Genomic DNA, 19,656 nt, shown 5'->3' with positions numbered 1-19,656 from the left:
TCTCAAAATAGTGATTTATTAGAGTCTTATGTGTCTTAACTTACTCATTATTTGAAAGAAGTTTAGATATTTGGGACTGTGACTTATTCATCGACACAATCTTCATTCAGGGGAGTGTTTATCATGCAGGCATTCTATTTCTGTATGAAGCAGGATTTTGGGGGAGGGTCACAGCGTCCGGGCGCTACGTCGTGCTTCCGCATTGAGTCAGGCGAGCTGTCTCACCCCTCCGAGCTTCCATCGCAGACACAACGGCATTTCACCACTGCGGCATAAGGGGCGCTAAGTACGAGTATGCTCGCCGTCATTTTCTCCTGTGAGCCTTTCTTCTTCATATCAGCTTCCGGTAATCGTTCCCCGTCACAACCTGGTCAGCAAGGTAATGCATAGCCGCTTCGCGCCCTTGCTGGCCAGAACGACTCCGTGAAGGACGAGCAGTCAAGCTCCTCAAAAACGAAATTTTCTAAAGGCAACGCCAAGACAGATGTTTACCAAGTTGTGACTGACTGCATCATCGAAGCGCTAAACATGGGTGTTAAGCCGTGGGTGTGTCCGTGGAAGTGTAATAGTGCGGTGTCAGGTATTCCGTCAAATTTCACCACCGGCACAGCCTACTGCGGGATGAATATCATGCTGTTATGGTGCTGTGCTGCAAAGCAAGGGTTTAATGATTCCCGCTGGTTGACCTACAAACAGTCTCAGGAACAGGGTGCACAGGTTCGTAAGTGTGAGCACGGTACTACAGCCATCTTTTCCAATACGCTGGAAAAAGAAGCTGAAGATGGCGAGATCGAAAAAATCCCCATGCTGAAAACTTTTACCGTGTTTAATGTTGAGCAAATCGACGGGCTGGAAATGAGCGCCGAGATTGAACCACTGGAGGTAGGAGAGTTTGATCCGCTGGGGCAGGTTGAAGCACTGTTCCAGCGTACAGGCGCGAACATTACAGAACGTGGCCTACAGGCATTTTTTAAACCACTAACGGATGAAATTTGGTTGCCGGAGCGTCATTTGTTTACCGATGCCGCGAATTTTTACGCCACCGGCTTGCATGAACTGACACATTGGAGCGGGGCGAAAAGCCGCTTAAATCGTAAAATTAAAGGGAAGTTTGGGTCGAAAGGGTACGCCTTGAAGAACTGATTGTCGAACTTGGAAGCGCCTTCCTGATGGCTGATTTAGGCGTTGTGGGAGAGGTTCAGCATGAAAGCTATATTGCATCATGGCTGAAATCACTGAAATCACTGAAATCACTGAAATCACTGAAAAACGATAAACGCTACATTTTTAAAGCGGCCAGCGCCGCATCTAAAGCGCATCGTTATTTGATGAGATTTTGAGGGGAACGGGAGAGAGCATTGCCCACATATCCACATGAGCGAAGTTAGTGAAGCGGGGGAGGCTAACAAGCCGCCCCCGCGAACGGGAGCACCTCTACCGGCGGGGCAAGCCGGTAGGGGGCGATTGTGGGTATGTGAACAATGCCGAGGGTAGGGCGTAAGTGCTGGCTAAAATTGCAGACATTTAATAGGCCTGTGCTAAAATTTCACTTTCTGCCCATAGGTGGTTAAATTCTTTCTCATACTAAGCCGCAATCTGCGGAACGCCTCTTAAAATTATGCTGTTTTCTGCGTTGCGGCTGTCGCCGCTAACGGGTCTAAACTGGTGTCGCTTGCACTGGCACAATGGGCAGAAGAATACGGGGTTATGCTGGAATTTATTAAACCGGGTAAGCCGACACAGAATGCTTTTATCGAACGTTTTAACCGGACATACCGGACAGAAATCCGGGATTTTTATCTGTTCAGAACGTTGAATGAAGCACGGGAAATCACGGAACGCTGGCTGAATGAATATAACAGTGAGCGTCCCCATTAATCCCTGAATAACCTGACTCCGGAAGAACACCCGCTGATGGCTGAGAAACCGGAAATCTCAAAAAGTGTGTGAAACTAAAACGGGTGTGCTTACAATGCCATCTGTGCGAGTACTTTGACAATGAATTGCGGTACATCGTGCTTCATCGAGGCGTGACTGAAAGCGGCGAGGAGAGTGGGGAAAATTTCAAAAGCAGTTGAATCTTAATTTCATTGGCTGACTGAGAGTGTATTGCTAACTCTCAGACATTAAGAACTGGAGCGGGAAATTTATGGAACACAGTTATTCGTCACATATATGTTGGACAGGAAACCTGGGGAAAGGGACATCAGGCTATCGTTCATATGACCGGACATGGGATATCTCTGTTGCTGGAAAGGAAATCATACATTGTTCTAATGATCCTATACTGGGGGGTGACCCTGGTAAAATGAATCCAGAAGACCTGCTTATATCCTCTCTTTCTGCATGTCACATGCTGTGGTATTTACATCTGGCTTCAGATGCGGGCATCACGGTAATGCATTATGAAGATTCACCGGTAGCCACAGGTGAGGTATTAAAAAATGGCGCTGGCCGCTTCCTGTCCGCCGTACTCAGGCCAAAAATTACTGTCGTAGCCGGGACTGATACTGATGCTGCAATGGCTATTCATCATGAGATCCATAAAGTGTGCTTTATTGCCAGATCGGTAAACTTCCCTGTGAGCTATGACCCTGAATTTATTATCTCTGACGAAGCGCATTCAGCAACGGTGTAAGGCTTAATGCTGAATAACGCCGGTCAGCGGGACGATAGCTGACAGTGACTGTTTCAGCCAAACCTCCGCTTTACACTCAAAGCTGCCGGTAAATTTCGCCACAACTAAAGAATCATCTATTTTGTTTTTTCTTAATCTCTGGAGGTCAGTTTCAGTATGCGCTACCGAGCAGCAGCGCATACTTATCCTACCTTGCTTTATAAGAGTTGCGCACGCACGCGTACGGGGGTGAGATCGGTGAAAATTGGCACGTCTGCCATCACCGTAGGCACTTCCGGGGAGGAAAAGACAGCCTCCATTGCCGCCTCATCTCGGAAGATGCATTCGCAAACGGCGACCGTTCCCGTTTCTTCCCGTGCAGGATAGAATGCGGTGACGTTTAACAAACCATACTTACCCCATGAATGCATCACCAGCGGGAGATGCACATTATTGTAATGTTCCCGATCAAATCGGTCCTCCGGCGTTCCTTGATAAGTCACATACACAACCACCTGCGAATCATAAATACTCATAGTTTTCTCCTAGTAGATGAATCAATAATTTATGTGTTACTTAAAAGTGCATAATTTAACGGACTGCTTGCTCTTTAAACGCAGACATATCAGCAGATTGCCGAGCAAGCTTAATAGCCAGTCCTGCTCCCAAAGCCAGACAGAAGGCGATACAGAGAATTGAGACAAGAAATGCATGCGTGATATTTGCTGCGCTATTACTGTCGCCGAGGAGTGTGTAAAAAATCCCTCCAATGACAGCAACGCTTAGCGCGGTACTGATTTGTAAAGTTGAACTCGCTATCCCGGCAATCATGCCCGAGAAAGCAGGGGCAACACGGCCTGTTAACATCCGCATCAACGTTGGCAGCCCAAGACCCTGTCCAAAGCCGATGACAAACAGCAGTAAAGTAAGCGGTACGGCTGAGGGAGACGCCCCGATGGTTGTATTTAGGATTAGGCATGCCATGCCAATCAATCCCAGGGTTTCCAACCCCATGCCAATGGGATTGACATAGTTCCCTACAAAACGCTTTAAAAAAGCGGTCAACAGTGGGCCTAGCAGTAATCCGGTACCGAATGGCAGAAACACCAGTCCTGCGCTTAGAGCACTTTTATGTAAGGCACCTTGCAAATAGACCGAAAAGAGCAGAAAGAAAACGCCGATGGAATAAAACATCAATGCAACCATCAAGCCTCTCCCTAAACCCGGCATGCGGAACACTACCGGGTCGATCAGCGGTGTACCGCCTCTCTGACTGAGTCGAGTCTCATAGCGCCAAAACAGATTTGCCAGCAGTGGGACAGCAATAAAAGATAACCATACCCACCAAGGCCATCCGAAGGCACGGCCTTCGATTAAAGGTACGATCAGCAGACTCAGTGTTAATAGGGATAACAGCATGCCGCCCGGATCCAATTTGGCTGCATGCTTGGCCCGCGTTTCTTTGAGTAAAGGGAGACCGAACAGGATGACCAGCAGTGCGATTGGCAAATTAACGAGAAAAATGGCTCGCCATCCTAAACCAAACAGGTTCAATGAAATCAAGATGCCACCCAGAGCCTGTCCGATAACGGAAGCCAGACCGAACATCGCGCCATACAGGCTGAGTGCGAGCGGTTTTTCAGATTCGGGAAAAATGACCTGAATAGAGGCAAGTGCTTGAGGTGCCATAACAGCTGCCGTCAAGCCTTGCAAAATACGCCCGGCAATGAGCGCCCATGGAGACCATGCAAAGCCACACAGCAGTGATGCGCCCGTAAAGCCTACAAGGCCAAGAAAAAACATTCGGCCACGTCCGTAAAGATCACCTAACCGACCACCGGTAATTAATGTCACGGCATAAAATGCTGCGTAGGAGGAAATAACTAATTGTTCTGCTGAGGAGGAAGTGCCTAACTCTCCCTGAATCGAAGGAAGCGCAACATTGACAATAAAAAAATCAAGCGGCGGGAGGAACGTGCCAACCAGCAGTACAATAAACATGGCCCAGCGCCGTGGCTCATCAGGTTGAGCATGAGTTGTTGACATAAAAGCCTCTATATGGAACCGATTGGTCCCTAATTAGGTAAAAAAATTTCTTATTCTAGAATGCGCATTGCACAATCGACCAAAGCAATCATGTCTGCTTCAGGCGCTCCAGTTTTACCCAGCACTCGCATCCCTTGGATTTGGCATACCAGAAAACGTGCCATAACCTGCTCATCGCGTTCTGGGATCTCACCGTTTGCCTGACCGCGTACGATGGCACCTGCGTAAAGTTGCTGCAAACGTCGGAACATGCGTCCGGCTCGCTCTGCCACCTCAGCATCATGCGCCGCCATTTCAGTCGCTAATGAAACGACGAGACATCCACGTAACCCTAGATCACCTGATGAAAGTTGCGCGTAGCGTAAAAGTGACTCACGTATGGTGTTCTTAGCCTTGCCAGAACGGGAGAGCAAATTTGCAGTCTCCCGTAACCCTTTGGACATGTACAAATCAAGCGCGGCCAATAACAGACCTTTTTTATCGCCGAAGGCCTTGTAGAGGCTACCGCGCGATAATCTAGTGCCTGCAATTAAATCGGGCAAGGATGTTCCTTCATATCCTTTATCCCAAAAGACCTGCATGGCATCATGGGCTGCGGCGTCAAGTTCAAATTCACGCGGTCGCCCACTGCCCGTCGGATTTGTCATCTTGTTCCTCCCTTTTTATTGTGTACTTAGAAACTGATTGGTTCCTATTCTAGCGTCAACTTTGAGAGAACATCAAGTTTTAATGCGTTTAGCTTTAAGGCTAATGAGTTACCGAGCAACGTACCTGCTTTGTTTTCTTATATAAAATACTTGTGCTGTCACGCCGACTACCAGAACGATGGTAATAAACCCAAGAACACCGCTGAGCAACGGAGAGTGTGGGTCTGTGACAATAGGGTGGCGGTCAGGCACTCTACGCAATGTTTCAGATACTGTCGGGACCATCAGCAAAAATGCGGTCAGACTCAGTAAGATGGTTTCCAGGTATACGCCCGCTTGCCCTTTCCAGGGGATGAAACCCACTGTGTAACCTGCGAGTAACAATAAGAGAGTGACGGCACCAATTGCCGGACTTATGGGCTGATGTGCCACCAGAAAAACGGTGCAACAGCCGATCAACATGCAAAGGAAGTAGGCCAAGCCGGCCTTTGACCGAGGAACTATGCGGCCATGTTTGATGAACATATAAGCAGCTAATGGAACGGCTGGTAGGCTTCCTAATGTGTGTACCCAACCAAGCGGAGTTATTCCGAACATTCGACTATTCCTGTTTGATAGATCTTTTGAAGGAGATAACCTTCATCGCTGTAAAGTGTCAGTAATGACAGCGTTGAAGCGTTAAGATTACGATGCTTAAGCTATCAGAACCAAGGTGGAACAGACATGACCGAATCACTCGAAAATTTGACCATTCTTCCAGAGATGCGCTTGGAAGGGCTTGCCTCAGGGGATCTTCTCTCGCAGGTACTGGCCCAAATTCGCCTCACTGGGGATCGCGTCTACTCTTCCTCATTGGCGCTTGGTGAACGGCTTGAATTGGATGCAAAAAGTGCCCACGTCTGCGTGCTTCGAAGCGGTGAGATGCAAATAGAGGGCATCGATGGGCAGCAAGTTACCATCAGTCAGGGCGATATTGTATTGCTCCCTCACGACTCGGCATCGTTAAATATCATCATGAGTGAGGGGAATACGCAGGTAGTTATTTGTCGATTTTGGTTCGATGCCAGCAGTTTTCAAGCGATGCTGTTTGCAATGCCCAATCTTATCCATATCAAACAGATCGATACGTCTACTTGGGCTGAAGGCATACTTCATTTTATGTTATTAGAGGCCAATGACTCGCAGCCAGGTGGCGCATTGATGGTTTCGCGTTTAATCGATCTTACCGTTATTCGAATTTTGAGAACATGGGTCCAACAGGGCTCTGCATCAGGATGGCTTGGAGGTCTGTCTGATGAGAACATTGCCCGCACACTTAGAGCAATCCATGAAAAACCCGGACAACAATGGCGCATTGATGCACTTGCTTCGATAGCCGGAATGTCACGATCAGGGTTTTGCGAACGCTTTAATCGCTTGGTGGGACGTTCACCGCTGCGCTATCAAAATGAATGGCGACTGAGGCTGGCAAAAGCCATGCTTTCAAAAAACGATAGCCGCATAGGGAAAGTAGGTTTTGCGGTTGGCTATGAATCCGAAGCGTCTTTCAGCCGGGCATACAAAGCTTATTTTGGCCGATCCCCACGAGAGGATAGCGGCCAGAAAATAGCGGAAGAACAAAATTAGTGACCATTACGACGAGCTGGAGTAGAAAAAACTAACTAAGAAAAGTGCTTCTCATGCGGTAAAACGATTCATTCAGTATCTGGGATGCCGTGACAGCTGAGTTTCGGCACGAGAAAAAACTCAAGTTTATCTGCTACTGTTGTTCTCCAATGACTGGAGATGATACCCACTCGTATTTTTTGTAAACTAAATCACTGTGTCGAAAAGCGGGCAGATGCCGGCTTTTACTTTCAGGATTATCGTTTTAGCAGCCGTCGGCTGAAAATCATTGGCTGACGCGATTGCCGCTCTCGTCAATCACCAGTTCACCGTCCTCTTTGGCAAACGCGCCACGCTGTGGGGAAGGCAGAATATCCAGAACCCTTTCTGACGGACGACAGAGCCTGGTGCCGAGCGAAGTCACCACCACCGGGCGATTGATCAGAATCGGATAGGCCAACATGGCGTCCAGCAGCTGGTCATCGCTGAACCGGCCTGCCGCCAGCCCCATCTTCGTATAGGGCTCGGTATTTTTGCGAAGTAGTTTGTCCACGCTGATCCCCATATCCGCAATGAGTTTTTTTAACGCATCGCGCGTCGGCGGCATTTCCAGATACAGGATGATTGCCGGTTCGACGCCACTGTTGCGGATGAGCGCTAGGGTATTACGGGACGTTTCGCAGGCGGGGTTGTGGTAGAGGGTAATTTCAGTCATTAGCCGTTCTCCAGATGCGGTCTTACCGGATATTTATAGGTTAAAAGGACAGGCGCAGTGCCAGCGCGGCCAATGTCACGAAAAGCACGGGCAGGGTCATAATGATGCCCACGCGGAAATAGTAGCCCCAGCTTATCTTGATATTTTTCTGAGCTAGGACGTGTAACCACAGCAGGGTAGCCAAGCTGCCAATAGGGGTGATTTTCGGGCCGAGGTCGCAGCCGATAATGTTGGCGTAAATCATCGCCTCCTTCACCACGCCCTGCGCAGAAGTGCCTTCAATGGAAAGCGCACCAACCAGCACCGTGGGCATATTGTTCATTACTGAGGAGAGCGCCGCGGTAAGAAAACCGGTGCCAAACGTTGCACCCCAGACACCGTGCTCTGCAAACCGGTTCAGGGCGGTAGAAAGGTAATCCGTCAGGCCAGCGTTGCGCAGGCCATATACCACCAGATACATACCCAGAGAGAAGATAACGATCTGCCAGGGCGCGCCTTTCAGCACCTTACGCGTATTAATGACCTGGCCAGTATAAGCAACCAGCCAGAGAATAAAAGCCGCCACTGCCGCTACCAGGCTTACCGGCACGCCAAGCGGTTCTAGGGCAAAAAAGCCGACCAGCAGCAGAAGCAATACCACCCAGCCCGCTTTAAAGGTGCGCGAGTCGCGTATGGCTTCTCGTGGCGCTTTCAGCTTCGCCAGGTCATAGCTGACAGGAATATCCCGACGAAAGAACAGGTGCAACATCACGAGCGTAGCGGCCACGGAGGCGAGATTGACCGGAACCATTACCGAGGCGTACTCGCTGAACCCCAGTCCAAAGAAGTCAGCCGTGACGATATTCACGAGGTTTGAGACGACCAGTGGCAGGCTGGAGGTGTCGGCGATAAAGCCTGCCGCCATCACAAACGCCAGCGTGGCACCAGCACTGAAACCCAGCGCCAGCAGCATAGCGATAACAATTGGCGTCAGGATCAGTGCTGCTCCATCGTTGGCAAACAACGCCGCCACCGACGCCCCTAGCAGCACGATATAGGTGAACAGCAGCTTGCCTTTACCGCCTCCCCAGCGTGACACATGCAGCGCGGCCCACTCAAAAAAGCCGGACTCATCCAACAGGAGGCTGATAATAATAACGGCAATGAAGGTGGCTGTGGCGTTCCAGACAATCTGCCAGACAATCGGAATATCACTAGGGTGAACCACACCGGTCAGCAGCGCCAGTGCGGCACCAATGACGGCACTCCAGCCTATATTCAGCCCTTTGGGCTGCCAAATGACCAAAACCAGCGTCAGGACAAATATAGTGACCGCCAGAAACATAGCTGTTTCTCCTTAAAGATAACTGCCGGCAAACCGGGCTGATGAAAAGTGAGGTATAACATATTTGTTTTAACGCATATGTTAAGTCAAATTTTTTAAATACAAATAGGCTTGCCGTGGGTAGTGGCGTTATCGCGTTCAGCCTGCAGGCTAAGATTCAGAATGTCATCCCGCTGACACAGATAAGCCTGCTCAATGACCACAGCTGCCCATGCGGGCATGTGTGGTGACAAACGATAATGGATCCATTTGCCATCACGTCTGTCGAGAAGGAGGCCACTTTCTCTGAGGAGGGCAAGGTGCCTGGATATTTTGGGCTGAGTTTCTTTCAGGATAGATGAAAGCTCACAGACGCAGAGTTCTCCTTTCTCACGCAGCAGCAGCACCAGACTGAGTCGCGTAGGGTCAGACAGATTTTTGAAAAGTTGCAGGGGTATAAGTTGCGGCATACGAATTCCTGAGTAAAGGACTAGGGCAAGTGTCGCCTCTTGCAAGTATTGAGTCAACAATATATTCATAATTTCATATGTATTATGTCAGGAGAGTTGGGGTGTCTTATAGGAGGGGATAATATGTGGTTTACCTGATTAGTTTAATAGAGGCCTATTTGAGCAATTGGATATTCAATATCTGCCGCTCACTCATCGTTGTTCTCGTTGTGGCAGTAGGCAGTTTTGTGCCAGGAGCGGACCTCACACTTTCGATTCACGTAGGCGATGAGCTGAAGTACTCTTGGGAAAACTTAACCACCTGCACCCTGCTGAAGAGACTATGCATGCTAAAAGGATTGAATCACATAACAATCGCCGTAAGTGATGTTTCAAGAAGTTTTGATTTTTACGTTAATACTCTTGGTTTTATACCCAAGGCCAGATGGACCCGTGGAGCTTACCTATGTCTCGGAAATCTGTGGTTATGTCTCTCTGCTGATGCAGTGACTAGCCGGGAGGACTACACTCACTACGCATTCAGCATCCGAAGTGAAGATTTCGATGTGTATGCCAATTACCTAAAATCATCGGGTGTTACAGAGTGGAAAACAAACAAGAGCGAAGGAAAATCCCTCTACTTTTTGGATCCGGATGGACACAAATTGGAAGTTCATGACGGAGATTTGGATAGCCGCCTCAGCGCCTGTAAAAATCATCCTTATGAAGAAATGGAGTTCTTCTCGTCCTTTGAAAGGGCGCCTAACGAGGACGTTTGAATAAATCGAGTAAACGGCACCGGTCAATGCAGACTCTAACGAAGCGCTTCTACTTCCGGCGCATTTTTAAAGTCAACATCCGGACTTTGCTCAAAGCTGCCTCCGGTTCTTATACTGGCAGCTTCGTGCCGGAAGAGGACGTAGAGAGTATCGCTGAGTAGTCATTCTGATGAGGGTTAAAAACCAGAAAATGGGACATTAAATATTGTCGCGAGAGCTTCAAGGGTACTTACAGTTGCTCATCATAGTTGCGGTAAGCAATCATGAATTACGACGGAGACGCCGCTACCTGATGATTCGCAGTCCTCTCACAACGACATTTTTGAACTCTCCACAATCGGTATGCTCCTGTTCTGTACACCGGGCAACATGCTTCAGCCCTCTGCTTAACAGCTTCAACCTGCGAATAGTGCCGTCAATTTCCCTGGCACGTTGATGAAGAAGCCCACGGTCGATTACTGTCCGGCCTTCTGTATTTAACATTACCGCCATTTCATCCAGAGTAAATCCAGCAGCTTGCCCTAGTGCTATCAGCTGCAGTTTATTCAGCACATTTTTATGATATTGCCTTCTTAGCCCGTTACGGCCGACAGGTTTGATTAATCCTTTCTTCTCGTAAAATCGTAATGTTGAAGGCAGAACGCCGGAAAGATCGGCAACTTCTCTTATATCCAGCTCTTCTATCATTGACTTAAACCTCACTTTAAGTTGCACACTGCTGACTAGCTTAACATTCACCAAAAAATAAGGACGCAAAAAATTGGATAGGGTTATTGTTTTTCAAGCAGTTATAACAGGCATCAGCGCAACGCTTGTTATGGATGTAGGGTCACTGTTCCAGAAGCACATCATTAACGTACCTCCTTTGAATTATGCACTGGTTGGGCGCTGGGTTTTATGGATGCCCAGAGGAAAGCTCTGGCATAACACGATTCTTTCAACAGCATCAGTACGTAAGGAATTTTTAACGGGCTGGGCATTTCATTATGTGACCGGAATACTTTTTGCCTTTATACCGCTTTTACTTATGGGGCCAACTTGGTTCCATGAACCTTCTTTCATGACGGCTCTATTGGCAGGTCTGTTAACTTTATTTGCGCCGTTCATAATCCTGCAGCCCGCATTAGGTTTTGGCATAGCTGCGTCCCGCACACCCCGCCCGTGGCTGGCTCGGCTACTAAGTGTGTTCACGCACTTAGCATATGGATGCGGGCTTTATATTGCGGCCCTCGTCATTAAATCTTGGGGGGTAAAACCTTTGATTCTAGCCATTATCGGCTGACTGACAGACGGCCAGATGATTAACCATGCTCTCTTGCTTCACCCGTATTCTTAGATTGCAAAATAAGATTATGTAAGCCCCGAATAAAAGGGGCTAATGTTTGCTCTTCGCTCAAAGCTGCCCCAAATTGCTTTCGCAATTGTATAATAGGGGGGGACGTTATAAACCATGTCAAAGGAGTAGGAGCGCGTGGAATGGTAAAGAAAATTTTTATGCTGGCAGTTGTGGCCACCTTGGCAACGGGTTGCACCCCGTTGCATCCTTCTGGGTGCCATAAAACCTCTGCAATGGGTAATTGCGGTTCTGGCACTTGGGATGATCAGGATGAATGGGGCGCGCAAGCGCGGGCAATCAGGACCGCAATAAATGCTAAAATTGCCGATCCACAAAGCTGGAAGGGAAAGAAATGTAGGTTACATTTAGAATTTGCAATGGATGGCACGGTTTCAAACATATCAACCAGTAACGGAAATAAAGCCTATTGCGAAGCGTTAAAATCAGCAGCTCAGAAAGCCAAATTCCCAGCCTTTACCCATCCTGAGGTATACCGAGATTTTCAAAAATCTGGCTTTAGTATGAGGGGATAGTACTGTTATGGCTATGAGGATGCCTGCTTATCACTCAGAGCTGAACGAGGTCGTTGGCTTAGGCCACTGAGTACCCTTTTAGATTTGAAATAAAGTTGTAGACTCAGGAATTGTATGGGGCGGTGGCATGATACCGTAAAGCTTCCGGTGGCTTGATAAAGTGGGCCTTATGGATCCTTCTTTCTCTTCAACAGCTAGAGGCCAAGTTCACTGGCAAGATTCGCTGGGAAGTGACACGCCGATGATTTTTGTCCAAAGGTAGAAGCGGACACGGTTCCCCCAGCGAGGGTCACATCACAACATTCAGTCCGGTCTTCGCCCATACCCGGCATCCCAAAAACAAAAAGCCCGCGCAAGTTTCCTTGTGCGGGCTTTTCTAAATTTGGCTCCTCTGACTGGACTCGAACCAGTGACATACGGATTAACAGTCCGCCGTTCTACCGACTGAACTACAGAGGAATCGTGTGAACGAGGCGAATAATAGAGACTGCTGGCCTGCATGTCAAAGGGTTAAATCAAATAACGCGTCACTTGCTGTTAAAATAGTCAAATTATTGATATATATGCTAAATGAGTTTAACAAATAACCATTTTTGCTCAGCAGTTGAAGCGGCAAGATAGGGAACGTCTTCTCTCTGCACAGCCTTCATTTGCCGTCACTGGTATCTTCAATTCCAATATCTCTATGTCTTGGGTTAAAAGAGCAAGTTGGATAAGAAATGATAAAGATATAGATTTATTTATATAATGATTATTTTAAGAAAAGATATTTATGCTATTGGAGTAATCAATAAAATAATCGATTTTTTAAAACCATCAATAATTATTATTATATTTTATGTATCTATACGGAATTGTAATTTACAGGGAAAGATCTAATTCCTGATAAATAAACTTATAATTATAAAGTGGGTCATGATAAAGTTACGTCCCTTTCCCTTTGAGAGAAAATACTGTGAGCAACAGTGAGCTGGTTCTACCTAAAATGCTAACTCGTACGTTTGATCAACTGCCTACCCCTTTTTTCATCCGCGGTAAAGATACTCGTTTTGTTTATGCCAATATGGCTTTGGCTAAGCTTGTAGGTTTGAAATCGCCTGACTCAATTATTGGGAGGATTGATGATGAAATTCCTGCCGCACTTTATGATAATGTTGTGACTGCAAAACTGTGGCAGGAGCAGGTAAAACACGTCATTTCTACTCAGAAAAAAATATCGTTACTTGAGGTTCATCCCGGCGCCGTTGACTCTCCTTACATGTCAAAAAAGGTACCGTTTTATAATGAAAAAAATGAATGTGTTGGCATGGTCGGTGTAATTAAGGATTTAGAATTATTCAGCTCTAATGATTTTATTCGCGGCAGGTTACCGGGTTCACTTTTGCTGGAAAAGCCTGATGATTTCTTCACGGAGAAGCAGTGTGAAATCATTTTCCTGAAAATTCAGGGAATGACCAGTAAAACTATGGGCGCCATGCTTTGCCGATCACCGCGTACCATAGAAAATGCCCTGCAGAATATTTATTCGAAAGCAGGGGTAAGCCATGTTGATGATTTTATTGAATTCTGTCAGAAGAGAAGTTTAGATCGTTATCTTCCCAAAAGGTTTCTTGATCCGCAGAAGTTTTCATTTAAGAACGACCGTGAGGGTTGGTAATTTTTAAAGTTAGCACATACATCTTTTAAAATGTTAATCCCTGATTGATGCAATGAGTATACCCCTTAAATTTTTTTGAATTAATTAATTAATGTTCAACGAGCTTCATTTCAACGGCGTGTCTTATTGCCTGCCTGGAATTGCAGACGCCCAGTTTGATCACAATGTTGCGCATGTGAAATTTTATCGTCGTTGTTCTAACGCCCAAAGTGTCTGCAATTTCTTTATAAGTTTTACCTATACTTGATAAGTAAATAACCTCCCGCTCTTTAGGTGTTATTTTCATGGCTTTGGGAAAGGGGGTTGCAGTCACTAAGCCTGGACTATTTACCGCTTCATACAACTTTGAAAGTTTATCAACCTGAATCGATAACTCTCGCAATCTATTTTTTATATCATTCAATGATGAAGTATCTGTGTTATCTGTTTTCATTATTTTCTTATATGTAATTTAAATTTAATTTATTATTTATCTTTACACATCAATGGAATATCTATATTGGAATGCCTTAATTACTTTAGGGTGTTAAAACCTACTCAAGATCATAGGTAAAACCTACCTATGAAAGGTTAATTTATTGAAGTCAATTTCAGATGCACTTTACTCAAACGTTTAGGCCGCTGAAAACCAAATAATCTCTATTTTTAATCAGATGAATAGGATTATTTCCCTGATTTTATCAGCAGCCATAAAAACCACGGTGCACCGATCAGAGCACAGAGCAAACCGGCGGAAACGGGCCACGGCCAGGCGATGTTCCGGCCGAGCCAGTCAGCGATCACCATTAGCAGTGCGCCATACAGGGCTGCTACCAAACATTGCTGAACAAAGCGATATGCTCCGCTGTAGCGTGCTAGCTGTGGGGCAATCAATCCGACAAAACTGAGTGGACCAATAAGCAACGTGCCGCCCGCCGTTAGCGCGGCCGCGAGCAGCAGTATTAGCATATTACTGCGCCGAAGTCCGGCGCCCAGTGCCCGCGCGGTTTGATGTCCGAGGCTCAATAAGGTGACCCAGCGTTGTAACAGCAAGGCGAGGGGGATCAGCAGCAGCGCTTGAGTTGCCCCCCACATTGCCCGTTCCGCCGTGATACCTGCCGTAGAGCCGGTACTCCAGTTCAGCAGCATCATCGCCCGAGGGTCGCCGCTCATCAGCAAGAGTATACTTAGCGCCATACTCAGGTTGGTTAGACACAGCCCGACCATAACCATTGCCTGCGGCTGAAAGCCCGAACGAAATCCGAACATAAATAGACTGAATATCGCCAGCAGACTGCCCGCCAGCGCAGCGGGAAAAAGCTGCACAAGTGGCTGATTGAACAGAATAACCAGTAACACCACCATCAGCGATGCGCCGCTGCTGATGCCGAGTAGTTCGGGGCTAGCCAGCGGATTGCCGCTTTGGCGCTGGATAAGCACGCCTGCAACGGCCAACATCGCACCCGCGCTAAGTGCACCGAGCATTCGTGGCCACCGCCATTCGAGCAGTTGCCATACAGCCGTGGTGTCGAGGGGACGGTTTAAGAATAATGAAACAGCGAGACTACTCAGTAATAGCAGCAGAAGGCCGGTCAAGTGAGCGCGCGTTAAAGTGCGGATTGCCGGTGTACTCAATGGTGCAGCGGCAATAGTCGGATTGTGCTGACGAAACAGCAACATGAGCATCAGTGGTGCACTGAGCAATCCCGCGAGTGCGCCAGCCGGTAAGTCTCCCCCGGCAGGAGAAAGAAACTGCGCCAACTGATCGACCAGTGTCAGCAGGCCTGCACCTGCTAGAGGAACGCAGAACAGCTGCTGCGTGAAGCGGCGCACTCCGGACAGTCGTACGAGGGCAGGAGCGGCCAGACCAACAAACCCAATAATCCCGACTTGACTGGTGATGAGTGCGCTGAGCGCCACGGCCACGGCAAGAGTAGCGACGCGAATTTTAGTCACTGATAGACCCAGCGCACCGGCGCTCTGGTCCGATAACCCAATCAGCATGAGCGGCCTTGCCAGTAAAAGACTCACCGCCATCAGCAGCAGCACCGGTAACAGCAAAAATTGTGTGACCGACCAGCCGTTCTGGTTCAGAGAGCCCGCCTGCCAACTGAAGAGGTCGCTGAGATAATCATGATTGAACAACACCATCAACGTATTGACACAGTTGCCATACAGGCTGATCACCATGCCGGTGAGGATAATTTTTAGCGGATCGAGTCCCTGACGGGCAATCAGCAGATAAAGCACCAGTGCCGCTAGGGCCGCCCCCGCCAGAGCCAGATTTGTCAGGCCGAACACCAGCAAGGCGGGAAAGGCAATAATACTTGCCGACATCGCTAAATTGGCACCGGCCGCAATACCCAGCGTGGCCGGTTCTGCCAACGGATTACGTAGCACCTGCTGAAAGAGTAACCCAGCCGTCGCCAGCGCCACTCCGCAGAGAATTCCGGTCGCCAGTCGGGGCAGAAAACTGTAATACAGCAGTAAACCGGCGGTGGAAGGGAGGTTACTGGCATGTATCCGACCTAGGTTACTGGTCAGCAGCAGGGCGCAGATAAGTGCCAGTGACGCGATAATCAGCCACGGCAATACCGGTATTTTACGCATTTTTTTCAGATTCCGAGAGCACTTGCGTGATGTGTTGCGCCAGACTGACAGCTGTTGCCATCCCTCCAAAAGGGAAGAAATGCGTCAGTTCCCGTGCACGTCCGCCCGACACCAGCGGCAGTTGTTGCCACAGTCCGTCGGGCTGACGCAGGCGGGTGAACTGTGTTAGCGTCGTCGGTAATTCAGTGTAAAACAACCAATCGGCGGGTAACGACGCCAGCTTTTCGATACTCACATTGGCCGTTCCCATCGCACCCACCGGTTTGTTCCAGGCATTTTGCAGCCCAAGTCGGGTTAGCATCGCGTCCGGCAGACTGTTTTTGCCATACACCGTGGCGTATTTCCCGTCCTGGCTGCGAACGACTACCAGAATACGCTGGCCTGCGGCGTGTCCGAGCCTTTGTTGGCAGTGGCTTAGTACAGTGGTTGCGTGGTCAATAAGCCGTGCTGCCTGCGCGCAAACGGATAACTTTGTGCCCAAGTCGCCAGTAAATGTCAGCAATGCCTGCCACACATCGTTTGTTGAGGGATAAACCGAAACGACCTGTACCGGCGCGATGCGCAGCAGGCTGTCAAGAAGGGCGGGAGCGAGCATATCGCTGAGGATCAGCGTAGGTTTCAAGGCATCGATCCGTTCAATATTCGGCTCCCAGAATGGACCGATATCCTGAACGTTGGCCGGTAAAACCGGCTCGGCAATTCTACGTCGAAAATACCCCACGTCGGAAACGGCAAGCGGCGTGATGCCCAACGACAGCAGCGTTTCCGCTGCTAGCCAGTTAATGGCAATAATGCGCTGCGCGGGCGTTGCTGATATCGCCGAGGCATTGAGCCAGGGCAACACCAGCAACGCCCTCAGGCAGTCACGACGACTCAGTAATAAACGTGGCATCAGAAGCTGTACTTCAGCGAGCCGATGAACGTACGATCCTGTCCCGGATAGCAGCTGGTGTCGTCGTCACAAGTGCCAACATAATGATGATTCAACAGATTCTGTATATTGAAACCGACAGAAACATGACGATTGACCTGATATTTTGCTCCTGCGTCGACCAGCGCAAAGTTTTTTACCGGTATTGTATTCGCATTATCGCCGTACATGCTGCCGACGTAACGCACACCGGCACTTAGCAACAATCCGTCCAGCGTGCCCTGGTGGAACCCATAGTTCAGCCAGGTTGATGCCATATGCTTTGGTACATTTGCCTGCTGATTACCGCGGTCACCGTTGTTACTGGCGGTGATTTCCGTCGCGGTATAAGTGTATGACGCCAGTAAATCCAGACTCTCGGTCAGTTTGACTGTGGTTTCTGCCTCAACACCGCGCGAACGTACTTCGCCGGACGCGACTTGATAACCGGTGATCAGGTTGTTCACAATTTCATTGGTGAGTACGTTAGTTTTGGTGATGTCGAAGGCGGCGAGTGTCATCAACATATTGGCATCAGGCTGGTATTTAACGCCGATTTCATACTGATGTGCTTTGCTCGGGTCAAACGTTCGGTTCTTGCTGTCGGTGCCACTGTTGGGGACGAAGGACTCGGCGTAGCTGATATAAGGCGCGAGCCCGTTTTCTGCAAGATAGGTCAGGCCAGCGCGTCCGGTCCACGCACCTTTATCCACCCAGCTGGTGCTATCGGTCAGATTATTTTGGGTACGCAAACTGATGTCGTCGTGGCGACCGCCCAACGTCAGCAGCCATTTTGGCGTCAGCGAAATCTGGTCCTGCATGTAAAGGCCCAGCTGTGAGGTCGTCTGGTCGTTGTTATTAAGCGCATAGGTAGGGTCGGCAATGTTCAAGCCGTATACTGGATTATAGATATTTAGCGTCGGCCCAACGGCGCCGAAGCGTTTAGCATTCCCGTCAAGGCGGCTGTAATCAAGACCGCTCAACAGGCGGTGCGTAACTGACAGGGTTGAGAAGTCGGCCTGCAGCTGGTTATCGATGTTGAACGCGTTCATGTGTTCATCAAAGCGAATGGCATTGCGCGACACGGTTCCGGTGTTGAAATTCACCGATCCTGGCAGCAAGTTGTTTAAAATAGTGTCGGTTTGCCCGTAGCGCACATTTTGGCGCACCTGGAAAACGTCGTTGAACTGATGACTCAGCTCATACCCGACGGTGAACTGCTCCTGACGAAAACGGTTATAGTTGTAGTCCCCCAGCAGCGTATCGGTAACATTGTGGCCTGGCTCGGTAAGCACGGCAACGGTGCCGCCGGAAGTATCACGCAGGTAGTCGGCGCGCACGGTCAGGCTGGTATCGCTGTTGGGTAACCAGGTGAAAGAGGGCGCGAGGTAGACGCGGTTATCTTCAACATCCGGGCCATCACGATACTGGAACTGAGTATCGCTGTCGCGAACGAGGCCAATCACGCGATAAAGATAGTGACTGTCATCGTCAATTTTATCGCTCATATCAAACTGCGCCTGACGGCGGTTGAAGTTACCCAGCTCAATTTGCACATCGTGCACGCCCTGCGCGGAAGGCAGCTTGCTGATGCGGTTCACAATCCCGCCCGCATCGCCGAGGCCAAACAACGTTGACGACGGTCCGCGCACAATATCAATACGTTCCAGCGCGTAAGGCTCAGTGCGAAAATAGCTGTAACTGTTGTTGAGCTGACGGAGACCGTCACGGTAATCGTTGGTCGTCAGGGCATTAAATCCACGAATATAAATCCAGTCGTACCCTTTGGGATCGACACCGTAGGTTTCCGTTTTTACACCCGGAACATAGCGCAGCGCTTCGGTGACACTCTGCACATTTTGCCTATCCATTCGCTCGCGGGTCACCACCGAGACTGACTGAGGCACTTCCAGCAGCGGCGTGTCGGTTTTGGTGGCAGAGCTGCTTTGCTGCGGTACAGTGACGCCAGCGCCGTATTGGCTGGTCACTGTCAGGGTATCTCCAGCGGATGTTTGTGGGGCTACCACCACGGTGCCGTTATCGATGCTATAACCCAGACCGCTGCCGCTTAACAGTCGCCCGAGGGCGGTTTCCAGCGTCATATTCCCCTGCACTGCGGGGGCATTTTTACGTGCAACAGAGTCCGGTGCGGCAATCAGTTGAACTCCGGCCTGCTGTGCCAGCGCATTCAGTGAGTTGATCAGCGGCTGAGCCGGAAGTGAAACGGCCATCGCGGCGGCGGCGTGAGATACAGCTATCGGCGAGCAGACGGCCAGCGCGATGGCGGTGAGGCTGGATTTAACGCGGCTACCCCGATAAACAGTAAAAATAGACATGCAATTTTCCCCAGAAATAAATTAAATAAGAATCATTATCCTTTCTGAAGACGAGACTGACGCCAAAACCCTGACGTCATTTCCAAAATATTTTTAATCTTTTTTCGGGGCAACAGTTTTGGCACACGTTGTCC

Annotated in this window: 19 protein-coding genes, 1 tRNA gene and 2 pseudogenes; 9 read left to right on the top strand and 13 right to left on the bottom strand. The window is 49.0% G+C overall.

Translation table 11 applies throughout. From position 1 onward, the window contains the following. The first annotated feature begins 123 nt into the window (after nucleotides 1-123). From BS639_RS24865 to BS639_RS02530, 4 genes and pseudogenes are all read left to right on the top strand, one after another. Entirely contained in the window at nucleotides 124-276 is a 153-nt protein-coding gene (locus BS639_RS24865) for a hypothetical protein (protein WP_158086916.1), read from the top strand. A gap of 147 nt (nucleotides 277-423) precedes the next feature. Continuing rightward, nucleotides 424-1,340 (top strand): annotated as a pseudogene (locus BS639_RS02540) (ArdC family protein). A gap of 310 nt (nucleotides 1,341-1,650) precedes the next feature. Beyond that, nucleotides 1,651-1,950, top strand: a pseudogene (locus BS639_RS02535) (integrase core domain-containing protein); the annotation flags it as partial. Between the two features lie 199 nt (nucleotides 1,951-2,149). After that, a complete protein-coding gene (locus BS639_RS02530) occupies nucleotides 2,150-2,638 on the top strand; it encodes an OsmC family protein (protein ID WP_055783698.1) in 489 nt (162 codons plus the stop codon). A gap of 197 nt (nucleotides 2,639-2,835) precedes the next feature. Here BS639_RS02530 and BS639_RS02525 read toward each other — a convergent pair whose 3' ends face one another. From BS639_RS02525 to BS639_RS02510, 4 genes are all read right to left on the bottom strand, one after another. Then, nucleotides 2,836-3,153 carry an EthD family reductase gene (locus tag BS639_RS02525; protein WP_055783699.1) on the bottom strand — a complete coding sequence of 106 codons (318 nt, stop codon included), beginning with the start codon at nucleotides 3,151-3,153 and terminating at the stop codon, nucleotides 2,836-2,838. A 55-nt stretch (nucleotides 3,154-3,208) separates the two neighbouring features. Further along, nucleotides 3,209-4,663: an MFS transporter gene (locus BS639_RS02520; protein WP_084982180.1), complete on the bottom strand. Its 1,455-nt coding sequence runs from the start codon at nucleotides 4,661-4,663 to the stop codon at nucleotides 3,209-3,211. 50 nt (nucleotides 4,664-4,713) lie between these two features. Then, entirely contained in the window at nucleotides 4,714-5,310 is a 597-nt protein-coding gene (locus BS639_RS02515; RefSeq protein ID WP_055783701.1) for a TetR/AcrR family transcriptional regulator, read from the bottom strand. Between the two features lie 108 nt (nucleotides 5,311-5,418). Then, nucleotides 5,419-5,907 (bottom strand): hypothetical protein, encoded by a 489-nt coding sequence (locus tag BS639_RS02510; protein WP_084982179.1) that lies wholly within the window; start codon nucleotides 5,905-5,907, stop codon nucleotides 5,419-5,421. A 126-nt stretch (nucleotides 5,908-6,033) separates the two neighbouring features. Between BS639_RS02510 and BS639_RS02505 the strand changes: the two genes are divergently transcribed. After that, nucleotides 6,034-6,936, top strand: coding sequence for an AraC family transcriptional regulator (locus BS639_RS02505; RefSeq protein ID WP_084982178.1), 903 nt, complete (start codon nucleotides 6,034-6,036; stop codon nucleotides 6,934-6,936). 265 nt (nucleotides 6,937-7,201) lie between these two features. On the opposite strand, the gene arsC is transcribed toward BS639_RS02505, so the two are convergent. The 3 genes from arsC to BS639_RS02490 form a co-directional block, all read right to left on the bottom strand. Further along, on the bottom strand, nucleotides 7,202-7,630 hold the full coding sequence (gene arsC, locus BS639_RS02500) for an arsenate reductase (glutaredoxin) (protein ID WP_084982177.1): 429 nt from the start codon (nucleotides 7,628-7,630) through the stop codon (nucleotides 7,202-7,204). A gap of 40 nt (nucleotides 7,631-7,670) precedes the next feature. After that, nucleotides 7,671-8,954, bottom strand: coding sequence for an arsenic transporter (locus BS639_RS02495; protein ID WP_084982176.1), 1,284 nt, complete (start codon nucleotides 8,952-8,954; stop codon nucleotides 7,671-7,673). A gap of 95 nt (nucleotides 8,955-9,049) precedes the next feature. Beyond that, the gene (locus BS639_RS02490; protein ID WP_055783706.1) at nucleotides 9,050-9,403 is read right to left on the bottom strand and encodes a metalloregulator ArsR/SmtB family transcription factor; all 354 of its coding nucleotides are present in this window, start codon (nucleotides 9,401-9,403) and stop codon (nucleotides 9,050-9,052) included. A gap of 326 nt (nucleotides 9,404-9,729) precedes the next feature. Between BS639_RS02490 and BS639_RS02485 the strand changes: the two genes are divergently transcribed. After that, a complete protein-coding gene (locus BS639_RS02485; RefSeq protein ID WP_055783783.1) occupies nucleotides 9,730-10,161 on the top strand; it encodes a fosfomycin resistance glutathione transferase in 432 nt (143 codons plus the stop codon). Nucleotides 10,162-10,446: 285 nt separating this feature from the next. Here the strand turns inward: BS639_RS02485 and BS639_RS02480 are convergent, their stop codons facing one another. Then, nucleotides 10,447-10,845, bottom strand: a complete 399-nt coding sequence (locus tag BS639_RS02480; RefSeq protein WP_084982188.1) for a helix-turn-helix domain-containing protein — start codon at nucleotides 10,843-10,845, stop codon at nucleotides 10,447-10,449. A gap of 76 nt (nucleotides 10,846-10,921) precedes the next feature. On the opposite strand from BS639_RS02480, the gene BS639_RS02475 reads away from it, so the two are divergent. Together BS639_RS02475 and BS639_RS02470 are read left to right on the top strand one after the other, a co-directional pair. Further along, the gene (locus BS639_RS02475; RefSeq protein WP_139804029.1) at nucleotides 10,922-11,443 is read left to right on the top strand and encodes a DUF2938 family protein; all 522 of its coding nucleotides are present in this window, start codon (nucleotides 10,922-10,924) and stop codon (nucleotides 11,441-11,443) included. 194 nt (nucleotides 11,444-11,637) lie between these two features. Further along, on the top strand, nucleotides 11,638-12,030 hold the full coding sequence (locus tag BS639_RS02470) for a cell envelope integrity TolA C-terminal domain-containing protein (protein WP_055783708.1): 393 nt from the start codon (nucleotides 11,638-11,640) through the stop codon (nucleotides 12,028-12,030). Between the two features lie 383 nt (nucleotides 12,031-12,413). Here BS639_RS02470 and BS639_RS02465 read toward each other — a convergent pair. Beyond that, a tRNA-Asn gene (locus BS639_RS02465) sits at nucleotides 12,414-12,489 on the bottom strand. 496 nt (nucleotides 12,490-12,985) lie between these two features. Between BS639_RS02465 and BS639_RS02460 the strand changes: the two genes are divergently transcribed. Continuing rightward, nucleotides 12,986-13,687 (top strand): PAS domain-containing protein, encoded by a 702-nt coding sequence (locus BS639_RS02460; protein ID WP_152199357.1) that lies wholly within the window; start codon nucleotides 12,986-12,988, stop codon nucleotides 13,685-13,687. 88 nt (nucleotides 13,688-13,775) lie between these two features. Here BS639_RS02460 and BS639_RS02455 read toward each other — a convergent pair whose 3' ends face one another. The 4 genes from BS639_RS02455 to BS639_RS02440 form a co-directional block, all read right to left on the bottom strand. Beyond that, nucleotides 13,776-14,120 (bottom strand): response regulator transcription factor, encoded by a 345-nt coding sequence (locus BS639_RS02455; protein WP_084982175.1) that lies wholly within the window; start codon nucleotides 14,118-14,120, stop codon nucleotides 13,776-13,778. A 230-nt stretch (nucleotides 14,121-14,350) separates the two neighbouring features. After that, nucleotides 14,351-16,276, bottom strand: a complete 1,926-nt coding sequence (gene fhuB, locus BS639_RS02450) for a Fe(3+)-hydroxamate ABC transporter permease FhuB (RefSeq protein ID WP_084982174.1) — start codon at nucleotides 16,274-16,276, stop codon at nucleotides 14,351-14,353. Further along, on the bottom strand, nucleotides 16,269-17,168 hold the full coding sequence (locus BS639_RS02445; RefSeq protein ID WP_084982173.1) for an ABC transporter substrate-binding protein: 900 nt from the start codon (nucleotides 17,166-17,168) through the stop codon (nucleotides 16,269-16,271). Before BS639_RS02445 ends, fhuB begins: the two co-directional genes overlap by 8 nt. Further along, the gene (locus tag BS639_RS02440; RefSeq protein WP_055783588.1) at nucleotides 17,168-19,522 is read right to left on the bottom strand and encodes a TonB-dependent siderophore receptor; all 2,355 of its coding nucleotides are present in this window, start codon (nucleotides 19,520-19,522) and stop codon (nucleotides 17,168-17,170) included. The genes BS639_RS02445 and BS639_RS02440 overlap by 1 nt, the downstream gene beginning before the upstream one ends. Between the last annotated feature and the right edge of the window lie 134 nt (nucleotides 19,523-19,656).

Origin of the sequence: Rouxiella silvae (assembly GCF_002093625.1) — a bacterium.
GTDB classification, from domain to species: Bacteria; Pseudomonadota; Gammaproteobacteria; order Enterobacterales; family Enterobacteriaceae; genus Rouxiella; species Rouxiella silvae.
Note: the sequence above shows the minus strand (reverse complement) of the source record. Positions and strands in the feature narration are given on the sequence as shown.